The 11,895-nt window shown below is 54.0% G+C and carries 13 protein-coding genes; 7 read left to right on the top strand and 6 right to left on the bottom strand.

Features of this window, described 5'->3' with window-relative positions; genetic code table 11:
- Window positions 1–4: 4 nt before the first annotated feature.
- Window positions 5–928 (bottom strand): GTPase Era, encoded by a 924-nt coding sequence (gene era / locus Q0W94_RS04085; protein ID WP_297761487.1) that lies wholly within the window; start codon window positions 926–928, stop codon window positions 5–7.
- A 9-nt stretch (window positions 929–937) separates the two neighbouring features.
- A complete protein-coding gene (locus Q0W94_RS04080) occupies window positions 938–1,432 on the bottom strand; it encodes a biopolymer transporter ExbD (RefSeq protein ID WP_297761484.1) in 495 nt (164 codons plus the stop codon).
- Between the two features lie 76 nt (window positions 1,433–1,508).
- Between Q0W94_RS04080 and gmk the strand changes: the two genes are divergently transcribed.
- Entirely contained in the window at window positions 1,509–2,084 is a 576-nt protein-coding gene (gene gmk / locus Q0W94_RS04075; protein ID WP_297761482.1) for a guanylate kinase, read from the top strand.
- On the opposite strand, the gene Q0W94_RS04070 is transcribed toward gmk, so the two are convergent.
- The gene (locus tag Q0W94_RS04070) at window positions 2,081–2,803 is read right to left on the bottom strand and encodes an ABC transporter ATP-binding protein (RefSeq protein ID WP_297761479.1); all 723 of its coding nucleotides are present in this window, start codon (window positions 2,801–2,803) and stop codon (window positions 2,081–2,083) included. The genes gmk and Q0W94_RS04070 overlap by 4 nt on opposite strands.
- On the opposite strand from Q0W94_RS04070, the gene Q0W94_RS04065 reads away from it, so the two are divergent.
- The 3 genes from Q0W94_RS04065 (at window position 2,802) to Q0W94_RS04055 (ending at window position 4,462) form a co-directional block, all read left to right on the top strand.
- Entirely contained in the window at window positions 2,802–2,960 is a 159-nt protein-coding gene (locus Q0W94_RS04065) for a hypothetical protein (RefSeq protein WP_297761476.1), read from the top strand. The genes Q0W94_RS04070 and Q0W94_RS04065 overlap by 2 nt on opposite strands.
- 293 nt (window positions 2,961–3,253) lie before the next feature.
- Entirely contained in the window at window positions 3,254–4,267 is a 1,014-nt protein-coding gene (locus Q0W94_RS04060) for a zinc-dependent alcohol dehydrogenase family protein (protein WP_297761473.1), read from the top strand.
- Window positions 4,268–4,285: 18 nt separating this feature from the next.
- Window positions 4,286–4,462 (top strand): hypothetical protein, encoded by a 177-nt coding sequence (locus Q0W94_RS04055; RefSeq protein WP_297761470.1) that lies wholly within the window; start codon window positions 4,286–4,288, stop codon window positions 4,460–4,462.
- A 12-nt stretch (window positions 4,463–4,474) separates the two neighbouring features.
- Here Q0W94_RS04055 and Q0W94_RS04050 read toward each other — a convergent pair whose 3' ends face one another.
- Window positions 4,475–5,626, bottom strand: coding sequence for a trypsin-like peptidase domain-containing protein (locus Q0W94_RS04050; RefSeq protein ID WP_297761466.1), 1,152 nt, complete (start codon window positions 5,624–5,626; stop codon window positions 4,475–4,477).
- A 74-nt stretch (window positions 5,627–5,700) separates the two neighbouring features.
- On the opposite strand from Q0W94_RS04050, the gene Q0W94_RS04045 reads away from it, so the two are divergent.
- From Q0W94_RS04045 to Q0W94_RS04035, 3 genes are read left to right on the top strand one after another with little or no spacing between them, the layout of a single operon-like run.
- The gene (locus Q0W94_RS04045; protein WP_297761463.1) at window positions 5,701–5,886 is read left to right on the top strand and encodes a hypothetical protein; all 186 of its coding nucleotides are present in this window, start codon (window positions 5,701–5,703) and stop codon (window positions 5,884–5,886) included.
- Window positions 5,887–5,938: 52 nt separating this feature from the next.
- Window positions 5,939–7,657, top strand: coding sequence for an urease subunit alpha (gene ureC / locus Q0W94_RS04040; RefSeq protein WP_024125535.1), 1,719 nt, complete (start codon window positions 5,939–5,941; stop codon window positions 7,655–7,657).
- 9 nt (window positions 7,658–7,666) lie between these two features.
- Window positions 7,667–8,161 carry a hypothetical protein gene (locus tag Q0W94_RS04035; protein ID WP_297761459.1) on the top strand — a complete coding sequence of 165 codons (495 nt, stop codon included), beginning with the start codon at window positions 7,667–7,669 and terminating at the stop codon, window positions 8,159–8,161.
- A gap of 403 nt (window positions 8,162–8,564) precedes the next feature.
- On the opposite strand, the gene Q0W94_RS04030 is transcribed toward Q0W94_RS04035, so the two are convergent.
- On the bottom strand, window positions 8,565–10,775 hold the full coding sequence (locus Q0W94_RS04030; protein ID WP_297761456.1) for a glycosyltransferase: 2,211 nt from the start codon (window positions 10,773–10,775) through the stop codon (window positions 8,565–8,567).
- Between the two features lie 34 nt (window positions 10,776–10,809).
- Window positions 10,810–11,889 (bottom strand): PIN/TRAM domain-containing protein, encoded by a 1,080-nt coding sequence (locus Q0W94_RS04025; RefSeq protein ID WP_297761453.1) that lies wholly within the window; start codon window positions 11,887–11,889, stop codon window positions 10,810–10,812.
- Between the last annotated feature and the right edge of the window lie 6 nt (window positions 11,890–11,895).

Genomic DNA, 11,895 nt, shown 5'->3' with positions numbered 1-11,895 from the left:
GTTCTCAATCCTTCTCAAGGCGATAGCCCAACTCCGCTAAGCGCAACCGATCCTGTCGCCAGCGGGGGCGCACCTTGACAAACAGTTCTAGATAGATCTTGCCACCAATGAGGGTTTCAATTTCTTGGCGGGCAGCGGTGCCAATTTGTTTGAGCAACTGACCCCCTTGGCCAATAATGATAGCCTTTTGCGTTGGACGCTCCACATAAATCACCGCGTGCACACGAGTGAGGTTGCGCACCTGCTGCACCTGTTCAATGGTCACGGCTACTGAATGGGGGACTTCCTCGCGGGTGTGGTGCAAAATTTGTTCACGGATTAATTCCGCCATGATGAATCGCTCCGGCTGATCGGTAACCATGTCCGGTGGATAGTAATAGGGACCAAGGGGCAACTGCGCTGCGATCGCCGATTGCAGCAAACCAACTCCCTCTCCAGTCAGGGCTGAGCAGGGATAGGCCGGCCAAGGGCCAAGGGTTTGATAGTCCTGTTGCCGCTGTTCTCGCTCCGCTGCTGGCAGCAGGTCAATTTTATTGATGGCCATAAGAACGGGCGATGGAGTCGTTGTCAGGAGATCCGCCACGTAGCGATCGCCCCGACCCGGCGGACTAGCAGCATCCACCACAAAGACAATCGCATCCACCCGCTTGAGAACACCTTTGGCATTGTGCACCAGCACTTCCCCAAGGCGATGGTGGGGCTTATGGATGCCCGGTGTGTCCACAAAGATAAATTGCGCTGTTGCCGTTGTCAGAATGCCCCGTAAGCGGTTACGGGTGGTTTGCGCCACAGGGGAGGTAATGGCTACCTTTTGTCCCAGCAGATGGTTGAAGAGCGTGGACTTACCGACATTGGGGCGACCCACTAAGGCCACAAAGCCAGAGCGAAAGCCCACCGGGGCCACAGGAATACTGGAAATCGGTTCCACGGTAACGCCCTATAGATTGGCGGGTATGGGTTGGTCGTTAGCCGGCGGCGAGGGGAGGGGGGTAGGGCGGGTCTCCGTACTGAGCACCGGCTGTTCAACGGGTTGAGTGGCCAAGGCCACCCGATTGCCCCCTAGGGATCGCAGAAGATCCAAGACCTGGATGACTTCGTTATAGCTGACCACCTGCGACGCCCGCAAAATTACCATGCCCTGGGGATTGGTTTTCAAGTATGTGGCCAAGCGTTGATAGAGTTCACTGCGGTTGACTGGGTCTTTATCCACAAAGAGTTGCCCTGCCGGATCAATGCTCACCACCAGCATCTTTTGCGACTGGGCTTGACTGGTGCTGGCTTGGGGCAGATTCAACGTAATCGCCTGCTGCCGCGTCAGACTCACCGCCGCCAAAATAAAGAACGTGAGAATACAAAAGACCACATCAATCAGGGGCAGCATTTCAATGCGGACATTGTCACTTCCAGTGGGCAAATGAATCTTCACGGTCATGCCTCAACCACGTTGCCTTAATGATAAAACTCTAAGCAAACACAGTAGGATTAAAAAGTTTCTCACCTATGCAGTTATGACCAGTGCAACGCCCCAGCCCGGGCAACTCATTGTGATTACTGGCCCCAGTGGTGTCGGCAAAGGAACGCTCCTACGGCAACTGCGGCAACGCCATCCCGAACTGGCCTTTTCAGTTTCGGCCACCACCCGGCCGCCGCGTCCTACAGAGGTTGCAGGGGTGGATTACTATTTTGTCTCTGTAGAAGAATTTAAGGCCATGATTGCCGCTGGCCAACTCTTGGAATGGGCGGAGTTTGCAGGTCATTACTACGGCACACCGCGCCACCCCCTGGTTCAACTCATTGCCCAAGGGAAAACCGTGATCCTCGAAATTGAACTGCAAGGGGCACGTCAAGTGCGCCAATCCTATCCCCAAGCGCGTCACATCTTTATTTTGCCGCCATCTTTAGCAGAACTGGAACACCGCCTGCGCAGCCGTGGCCAAGACAGTGAGGAGGCGATCGCCCGCCGTTTAGCTCAAGCGGAAACTGAAATTGCTGCTGCCCCAGAATTTGATGTGCAAATTGTCAATGATGATCTAGAAAAAAGCCTGATTGCCCTTGAAACGGCCATTTTTAGCCCAGCGCCCTAAGGCTGTGCCCGCACAATTCCGAGGTAAAGTTCTCCCACTTTGGGGTCATTGAGTAATTCGCTGCCCAGTCCTTCATAGCGCTCTTTACCCATTTCTAAGACGTACCCGCGATCGCTCATGGCAAGGGCCTTCCGGGCGTTTTGCTCCACAAGAATAATAGCGGTGCCCTGGGCATTAATTTCTTTGATTTTGGCAAAGACATCATTGACCAGCGCTGGGGAAAGAGCCGCAGAGGGTTCATCCAAGACCATAATTTGGGGATCCAGCATCATGGCGCGTCCCATGGCCAGCATTTGCCGTTCGCCCCCGGAAAGGGTACCGGCCCGTTGCTGTCGCCGCTCCGCCAAGCGGGGAAAGGTATCATAGACACGCTCTTTGAGTACCTTGAGATTGCCGGTTTTGGTAAAGGCCCCCATCTCCAGATTTTCTTCAATGGTGAGGGAGCGGAATACATTGGCAACTTGCGGCACGTAACCGATGCCCTTTTTAACAATTTGGTTGGGACGCAGGTAGGTAATATCTTCGCCGGCGAGGGTAATGGTGCCAAGGCGGGGCGTCAGCAAACCGGCGATGGTTTTTGCTAATGTTGATTTTCCGGCGCCATTGGGGCCAATGACAGCCACAAGCTCCCCGGCTTCGAGGCGAAAATTAACCCCCCGTAAAATATCCACGTCGGGAATATAGCCGGCATAGACATCGGTGACTTGGAGCAAGCTCATGGGGCAAACCAAATGGCCAGAGGGTCAACATCCTAGTATAGAGGCTTCCCCCCTGCGGCGGCGATCGCGTGCCCAACGGCGGTCGATCAAGCCCCTCTGGACAAAGATATTCTCTCCGCTCCAAGATTTTAGCAAAGCCCGCCACTGTCAGCCCTAGGACAGTTTCTGGTGGATTTAGAGGTGCTTGAATTTGCTGGAAACCCGGTCCTAGGGAGAGATTGCGCCTCGGGCAACTGCGGATCTAAAGTTTTACAAAAACAAAATAATGATCGGGACGAGATACTTGCAAAGGGGTTGTGCTTATAGTAGTCCCAGACGACCTCCTAGGAGGGGTCTGTGCTGGGGGGGTGGTAATGACTCCCCCCTGGCGGGGGTTCTTTGGCGGTCGAGTTGATGGAGTACAATAGGAGCGTTATTTCGTCCTGAGATGCTTTCCCAGCTAGCCAAAACATGAAAGCCGTTGCCATCACTGAGTTTGGCGAGCCCGATGTTTTAGTGCTACGGGAGATGCCCGAGCCGCAGGTTGAAGCTGCCGATGAGGTGAAAATTCAACTGCGGGCAGCCAGTGTCAACCCCATTGATACTAAGCTGCGACAGCGGGGCACGTTTTTTCCCGATCGCCGGCCAGCGATTCTCGGCTGTGATGGTGCCGGCGTCGTGGTGGCGGTGGGTGCGGCAGTACGGCGCTTTCGCGTAGGCGATGAGGTCTATTTCTGCTATGGCGGCTTGGGCGATCGCGGCGGCTGTTACGCCGAGTATGCAGTTGTGCCGGAAGCTGCTGTTGCCCATAAACCCAAGTCTCTCTCATTTATTCAGGCGGCTGCCTTGCCCTTGGCCGTCATTACCGCTTGGGAAGCTTTGGGCGATCGCGGGGCAGTCCCACCGTTGAATGTCCTCTCTACCGCAAAAACCGTTCTCATTCACGCCGGCGCGGGCGGGGTGGGGCATCTGGCCATTCAATTAGCCCGGCGCGCAGGTGCCCAGGTGGCCACCACCATTAGTTCGCCAGCAAAAGCCGAATTTACAGAAGCTTTGGGGGCAACCCTCGCCATTAACTACAAAACAACCGACTGGGTGCAAGCGGTTTTAGATTGGACCGGCGGCAAGGGGGTTGATCTTGCCCTTGATACCGTTGGGGGTACCACCTTTGCCGAGACCTTCAAGGCGGTGCGTCCCTATGGCACCCTCGCCACCCTCTTGGAACCGGCAGCCGATACGCCATGGAAAATTGCCCGCCAACGCAACCTCTTGATCCAACTCACCCTGATGCTCACCCCTCAACTCATGGGCCTGCGGGAGGCCCTTGCCCACCAAGGCAAGATCCTAGAGCAGGTGGCCAGCCTTGTGGATTGCGGCGAGCTCCAGGTTGTTGTGGATAAAACCTTTCCCCTCGGTGCCGCCGCCGATGCCCATCGCTATCTCAGCCAACGCTTGGTACAGGGGAAGGTGGTACTCATCCCATAATTGGGGATTTTCCTATGGTTGCTCAAATCCTTGCCGCCCGCCTCAGAGGGCTGGAACACCCTCAAAGGGGGCCGGCATTCCCCAGCCATCCCCAGCGATGTCCATCGGGTTTACCCCATTGTTAGCGGGCGCCTCAGCTATTGTGGCCGCTGGTTTACAGGAAAAGTGCACTACTGTAGCCCCACTATTAACTAACTATTAACTAACTTATTCTGGCTGAGAGGAGGGATACAATTCCGGCGGCATTGGCTCTGGTTTAAGGCTAATAGTTTGCCGGCGATCGCCCCGTTGAATCTCCAAAGTGATTTTCTCCCCGAGTTTCGTTTCCTCAACAACACTTTGTACTTGTTGCGGGGTGGGTTGGTTAATGTCGTTCACTTTGGCAATCCAATCTCCCGCTTGCAGACCTGCTTTTGCCGCTGGCGAATTGGGGGCAACACCAATGATCAGAGTGCCTTGGGTTTGGTTCAGGGTCCAGTTGGGCTGTTGTTCACGGATTTGTAGTACCAGTTCTGGAGTTAGGGGCACCATGCGAATGCCTAAGTAGAGGTGCTGAGCGCGACCCGTGGTAATAATTTGCTCAGCAATGCGATAGGCCGTATTGATGGGAATGGCAAAGCCAAGGCCCTGCGCTTGGGAAATTACCGCCGTATTGACCCCCACCACTTGACCGGCAGCATTCAGGAGTGGCCCCCCGGAATTTCCGGGATTAATGGCCGCATCCGTTTGAATGAAGCTGACGCGCTTATCGGCAGCACCAATTTCACTACTGGCACGCCCCATGGCACTGATAATCCCAGCGGTGACGGTGTTACTCAGCCCCAAGGGGTTACCGATGGCGATCGCCCACTCACCGGGCTTCAAGGTGTCGGAATTCCCCAGTTGCACCGTGGGCAGATTCTTGGCATCAATTTGCACCACCGCCACATCCGTCAGGGAATCAGCACCCAGCACCTTGCCATCGTACTGGCGACCATCGGGCAGTGTGACTCGCACGGCGCTAGCGCCTTCCACCACATGGGCATTGGTCATGATTTTGCCATCGGGCGTAAAGATAAACCCAGAGCCTTGACCTTGGCGCACTGGCATATCTGGCACCGGAAAAGGATTGAGGAAACTATCCTCTTGACTGCGGCGCAGTCGTAGAGTATCAATACTCACCACCGCTGGCCCTGCCTCAGCAACCACCTTGGCAATGAAATTCTCGCTCACCTTGAGTCGCTCCATGGGGGCAAGGGGAGGTAGAGACGCCTCTGTATGGGGGGGGGTGGGGGTGCGATCGGGCAAACGCAATGGACAGCCCGTTAGGGCCCCAAGGGCGATCGCCATCCCAACGAAACTCAACCGCGCGCGAACCATACTTAACTCAACTCGGCAGCAGATCCACTCTAGCCTTATTCTGAAAATAGTGATTTTGTCGAACGTCTGCTGCCATGCTGACTGTGATTAGCTACCTCGAACAGCCCATGACCTTTGATAGTTTCTTTGGGCCTGTGACCCTGCAGCCGGGTCGCAATGAAAATGTCGATGAGCGGCGCTGGCGCAACTGTAAAACCCACAATGCTGACCTGCAGGCTTTGCTTAAAAAGGGCCTCGTTGTTGTCGAAGAATTAGGCTAAATTTAGACTGAGAAGGCCGGACTTCTCTCCCACCCGACCCCTTGAGACCCCCATGAGCTACCGCATTGATCGCCAGACCTATGCAGAAACCTATGGCCCGACGGTGGGCGATCGCCTGCGACTTGCGGATACAGATCTCATTATCGAAATTGAGCGCGACTACACCCACTACGGTGATGAGGTCAAGTTTGGCGGCGGCAAGGTGATCCGCGACGGGATGGGACAGTCCCCCATTGCTAATGCAGAAGGCGCAGTGGATGTGGTGATCACCAATGCGGTCATTCTGGACTGGTGGGGCGTTGTCAAGGCCGATGTCGGCATCAAAGAGGGCAAAATCTACAAAATTGGTAAAGCAGGAAACCCCTACACCCAAGAGGGGGTAGATATTATCATTGGCCCTGGCACGGAGGCGATCGCTGGCGAAGGCATGATCCTCACTGCTGGGGGGATTGACGCCCACATTCACTTTATCTGTCCACAGCAGATTGCCACTGCCATTGCCTCGGGGATTACAACAATGATTGGTGGCGGAACGGGGCCTGCCACAGGTACCAATGCCACCACCTGTACGCCAGGACCTTGGAACATCTACCGCATGCTTCAAGCTGCCGATGCCTTTCCAGTGAATTTAGGCTTTTTGGGCAAGGGCAATAGCAGCCAACCCCAAGGACTGATTGAGCAAGTGCAGGCGGGCGCTGTTGGTCTTAAACTCCACGAAGACTGGGGCACTACCCCTGCTGCCATTGACACCTGTTTGAGTGTGGCTGAAGACTACGACATTCAGGTGGCCATCCACACCGACACCCTTAACGAATCTGGGTTTGTCGAAGACACCATTGCTGCCTTCAAAAACCGCACCATTCACGCCTATCACACTGAGGGCGCCGGCGGAGGACATGCCCCGGACATTATTAAGGTCTGTGGTCAAGCCAATGTGTTGCCCTCTTCCACTAATCCCACTCGCCCCTACACTGTCAATACCCTCGATGAGCACTTGGATATGTTGATGGTGTGCCACCACCTCGACCCCAATATTCCTGAAGATGTGGCCTTTGCCGAGTCGCGGATTCGCAGAGAAACCATTGCTGCTGAAGATGTTCTCCATGACCTCGGGGCCTTTAGTATTATCTCTTCGGACTCCCAAGCAATGGGACGGGTGGGGGAGAGTATTATTCGCACATGGCAAACTGCTCACAAAATGAAGCTGCAGCGGGGACATCTCAGGGATCCCCAACAGCCGGGCGTCGATCATGACAACTTTCGCGCCCGCCGCTATGTAGCCAAGTACACGATTAATCCTGCCATTACCCACGGCATTGCTGAGTATGTGGGATCAGTAGAGGTGGGCAAAATTGCTGATCTGTGCCTCTGGAAGCCCGCTTTCTTTGGAGTCAAGCCGGAGCTGGTAATCAAGGGGGGAATGATTGCCTACGCTCAAATGGGGGATGCCAATGCCAGTATTCCCACGCCCCAACCAGTGCACATGCAACCCATGTTTGCCAGCTATGGGGGCTGCCAAACCGCCACCTCAGTAACCTTTATGTCTCAAGCAGGCATTGCCAACAACCTCCCAGAACAGTTGGGGTTGCAAAAAACAGTGCTGCCGGTGCGCCACATCCGCCAACTGCGCAAAGCAGATCTCAAGCTCAATGACTACTTACCCCACATTGAGGTAGATCCCGAAACCTATGAGGTGCGGGCGGATGGTGAATTGCTCACCTGTGAACCGGCCAGTGTCTTACCCCTTGCCCAACGTTATTTTCTCTTTTAAGTTTAAGCAATGACGGATGCGGTAGCTGTCCTCTTTCAACAGGGACAAGAGGCTTTTGAGCGGGGCAACTATCAACAGTCCATTGCCCTCTTGGGACAGGCGGCGGCGCTGGCTGAGGGAAATGCGGTGCAATCAGGAGAAATTAGTCTCTGGTTAGTCACAGCTTATAGCGCTGCTGGCGATCAAGGGGCAGCGGTGAGTCTCTGCCGTCAACTCCAACGGCATCCCGATCCTCACACGCGGCAGGAAAGTCGTCGCTTGCTAGCGATTTTGGAGGCTCCCCAACTGAAACGCCGTCCAGAATGGTATAGCGAAATTCCTGACCTATCCCACCTGGGCGATCGCAGCTACACCTCCCCCAATCGCCGCTCCTCGAAAAGGCCAGCGGCTCCCACCCCAAAACCCCAAGAACCACCGCCCCCCGCTACTCCTTTACCAAATGCTTTCATTTGGATTGCCCTCACGGGCTTGGGCGTGGCCACACTCTTGGTAGCTTGGTTATAAAGCAGCTTTTACCACCCTGCAAAAAGGGCTGCACAGGCAGTATGGTAGTTCTCAAGGACTGGAAATGACACAGGGTAGGCCTTGCTAGTTTTCTTAAGAATCTCTAGATCAGTGGCGCTCCAGAGCTATTACCCAAGAACGGCAATCGCTACGAAATGATTAGTACGAAATGATTTAGTAATGATTAGTGGGGAGTCAGGGATGAGCTGTGCCCCCACTGGCAAATCCCCTATCTGTAGAAATTTTGACAGCCAACTTTAGGCATGGGTCCCAGTCGTGCCTGGATGGGAACCGGCGTTATTCAAAAGAATACATTGACATCTCCCCTGTTGCCCAACTGTCGTTGTCCCCTAGGGCCCATTTTTGAGCCGTGAGCCGATGGTTAGTTATTGGTTAGTTATTCCTAGTTATTGCTATAAAGGCTAAAGAGCGATCGAAAGTCGAATAGACGAATCAACATTGGCCAAAAGGCATCTAGGCCACTGGGGGCTTTCGGTTTGTGCCACCATGTGAGGCCACCATAGAGCAGTTGTACTAGGCCCCGGTGTGCCTCATCACTGACCTCAAGAAACCGCAGGTAAATACAGCATTTCTCGTCTTCTGCACGGCTGCGAACAACAGCTGCGGTCACGCTAAAGTCCTGCTCTAAAAAAGTGAGCGTCCCCACCTGATTGCCTTGGTCTTCCACAAACCGGCCAGCGGTCAGTAATAGAGCCGCCCCTGTCTCCGAAAGATCCCGGGTATAGCCCCAGTAGGTTTGATTCCCCAGTTGAAAGCGACACACAGTGCAAACGGGGAAGCGATCGCTCTGGCGACGGCTGGGTTGATCGATGGAGGACAAGACGGCAATCAAGGCAATAAAGGCGTTATACAGCGTCCAAGCCAACATCACCTCCAACCCTGAGCGCTCATACTCCATAGGCGGCCAAATATGGAGCCAGTAGCCCCCATAGCGGATAAAGATACCCAGCCCCACAGCAATCACAAAGGCTGCCAGCGGCCATGTGAAGCGTAAATTCAACCGCTTGCGATTAGAGAGAGTTCCTTTATTGGTGACGATGCTGCCAATTTTGCCAAAGGGATTGCGCAGGATTTTAATCAGTTGCACCATGCCGGGAAAGGCAAAGGCAACTTCATAAACCTCACCCCAGATTGAGAAATACCGCCCTTCTGTGGCCCAGCTAAAGGTGGCAATATTCAGTAAGGTGTAGGGCAGGGCATAGAAAAGATACTCACTCAATGTAGCAACCGTCAGGGAAATACCCGTCATTAGGCTTAAAAATGGACCAATGAGAAAGCAAACACGGGTAAAGGGAGTGATATTGTGCAATAGCAAGGACACATGACAACTGCGCTGAAACCAAGAGAGTTTTGACCAGATGGGGAGATCATCCCCACAGAAATAGATTTGCATATTCCCCTGTAGCCACCGCAGTCGTTGCTCCAAATAGTCTTGAAAGTTGCGGGGAGATTCCCCCATGCTGAGGATCTCGTTGAGATAAATTAGGCGGTAGCCGGCAATTTGCATCTTTGTCCCTGTTTGGAAATCCTCAACCACACAGCGGGTGTAATAGCCCCCCACTGCCTTTAGGTCACGGCGACGCACCACATAGGAGGTACCACAACAGATGATCGCATTGCCAAGATCGCGTCCCGGCTGAATAAACCCGAAAAAATATTCCATGTCGCCGGGCATCATAAATTCAATGCCAAGGTTTTGGGCGTGATAGTCGGGGTTAAAAAAATGCTGGGGAGTTTGCACCATAGCCACCTGATCATCTTGGAAAAAGCCCACAGTGCGAGTTAAAAAATTCTGAAAAGGAATAAAGTCGGCATCAAAAACGGCAATGAGTTCACCGGTGGTGCGTTTCAGGGCATGGTTGAGGTTTCCTGCTTTGCGGTGCTCGTTGGTAGGGCGGGTGAGATAGCAGACCCTCAGTTGTTTGCACAGAGCGGCAATGTCCGATCGCCGACCATCGTCAAGGACATAGATGGCTTTATTTGTGTAATTCATGGCCTGACAGGCAACAATAGTGCGTCGCAAAATATGGGGCGGTTCATTGTAGGTGGGAATGAAAACATCGACACTGGGGCAATATTCGCCACTGAGAACTGCCTGCTGGTAGTGATTGGCTTGGCGCGATCGCCACTCGCTGGTCAGCCATGCTGTTTGGTAAAAGTAGAGTAGATAAGTGAAAAAGTAGAGCAGCTCCAGACCATAGAAGGCAACACTGGCAGCAAAGCTCAACCAGTGGGCATCATTGAGCGTCACCCAGCCGCGCCACAGAAGATAGCGGCAGCCAAAGAGAATGACGATGAGGCGAACGATGAGCCGGGTAACATTCTTGCTGGGGATGAAGTTGAGGGCGATCGCCACCATTGTGGCAAGGACAACCGGCCACCACAAACCCATCTCATCCGTAGGCATCTGCAAGAGATCGGGCAGCGGCCGCAACTGATCGGGATTGACCAAGTCAATAGGAAAAAGGGTCGGTCGCCACACTGTTGCCAGCAAGACCCCCAGCAAAAATAACAGGCTGAACACAAAAAACCCCCATACCCAAGGCGAAACCAGCTGGGGAGGCGAAGCCTGCTTGGGTGACTCGTGGGCCATGTGAAAGCCCCTTCAAGGCTACAAAGGGTTAATTTTAGGCCACTGTTGGCATTTGCAGACGGGCAAAAATCATCCGTCCTGCTGCCGTTTGCAGAGCACCGGTGACCACCACAGACAATTGATCGCCAATGTGATCCACCCCTTCCTCCACCACGACCATGGTGCCATCCTCAAGGTATCCCACCCCTTGGGCAGGCTCTTTTCCTTCCTTGAGGATTTTCAACTCCAGGGTATCCCCAGGGAGATAAATCGGACGCAGGGCTTGGGCGACTTCGTTGACGTTAAAGACATCCACCTTCTGGAAGCGGGCCACTTTGTTGAGATTCAAGTCATTGGTGACCAAGGTGCCGTTGATCTCTTGACACAGACGCACCAGCTTGGCGTCCACTGTCGTTAATTCTGGATAGTCTGCGGAGTGAATGACAATGCGATCGCCCAAACTGGCCTGTAGGCGGTTCAACACATCTAGACCCCGCCGACCGCGAATCCGTTTTTGCTCATTGCCCGCATCGGCAATCCGTTGCAACTCCTGAAGCACAAACTGGGGCACAATGATTTGCCCTTCCAGTACCCCTAAATTCAACAGCGCCTCAATGCGGCCATCAATAATGCAACTGGTATCCAGCACCTTAGCCCGGGCAGGTTTGAGCATTCCCTCTGCCAAGAGGCTACTGGCAACCGCATTGGGATTAATTAACCGCAGCAGGGCGGGGCCGTGGCTATCGGCCAAGGTGGTTCCCGAATAGGCAAAGAGAATGCTGGTGAGAACCGCAATCAGAGGCTTAATAAAGGAAAAGTCCTTGGGAATGGGCAACAGAAAAATCGGTGCCAGCATCAAATTGGCAAGGAGCAGCCCCACGACAAGCCCCACTGCCCGCGACAGGAGCGTTTCTGGAGGCAATTGGCGGATACTGCGCTCAAGACGATGGTAAAGCGACTGCAGCAAGAGGCCAAGGGCAATACCAACAATGGCGCCAAAGCCAGCCATGACCCACTGCAACCCCCGCACATTGGCCACTTGAGCAAGAACCGTTTCTGGGAGTAGGTCAATGCTGTTGAAGCCAACGGCAATTCCCATCACGACGATAATGAGGAGTAGGATTGTATCGAGCATTAGTTC

Origin of the sequence: Thermosynechococcus sp. (assembly GCF_025999095.1) — a bacterium.
Classification (GTDB): Bacteria; Cyanobacteriota; Cyanobacteriia; order Thermosynechococcales; family Thermosynechococcaceae; genus Thermosynechococcus.
This window is presented reverse-complemented; position numbering and strand designations above follow the sequence as displayed.

Excerpts from the sequence above, each read along its gene's own strand:
- Q0W94_RS04050 (WP_297761466.1), bottom strand. The coding sequence starts at position 5,626 with ATGGTTCGCGCGCGGTTGAGTTTCGTTGGGATGGCGATCGCCCTTGGG.
- Q0W94_RS04060 (WP_297761473.1), top strand. The coding sequence starts at position 3,254 with ATGAAAGCCGTTGCCATCACTGAGTTTGGCGAGCCCGATGTTTTAGTG.
- ureC (WP_024125535.1), top strand. The coding sequence starts at position 5,939 with ATGAGCTACCGCATTGATCGCCAGACCTATGCAGAAACCTATGGCCCG.
- Q0W94_RS04030 (WP_297761456.1), bottom strand. The coding sequence starts at position 10,775 with ATGGCCCACGAGTCACCCAAGCAGGCTTCGCCTCCCCAGCTGGTTTCG.
- Q0W94_RS04065 (WP_297761476.1), top strand. The coding sequence starts at position 2,802 with ATGGGGCAAACCAAATGGCCAGAGGGTCAACATCCTAGTATAGAGGCT.
- Q0W94_RS04070 (WP_297761479.1), bottom strand. The coding sequence starts at position 2,803 with ATGAGCTTGCTCCAAGTCACCGATGTCTATGCCGGCTATATTCCCGAC.
- Q0W94_RS04025 (WP_297761453.1), bottom strand. The coding sequence starts at position 11,889 with ATGCTCGATACAATCCTACTCCTCATTATCGTCGTGATGGGAATTGCC.
- gmk (WP_297761482.1), top strand. The coding sequence starts at position 1,509 with ATGACCAGTGCAACGCCCCAGCCCGGGCAACTCATTGTGATTACTGGC.
- Q0W94_RS04035 (WP_297761459.1), top strand. The coding sequence starts at position 7,667 with ATGACGGATGCGGTAGCTGTCCTCTTTCAACAGGGACAAGAGGCTTTT.
- Q0W94_RS04080 (WP_297761484.1), bottom strand. The coding sequence starts at position 1,432 with ATGACCGTGAAGATTCATTTGCCCACTGGAAGTGACAATGTCCGCATT.
- Q0W94_RS04045 (WP_297761463.1), top strand. The coding sequence starts at position 5,701 with ATGCTGACTGTGATTAGCTACCTCGAACAGCCCATGACCTTTGATAGT.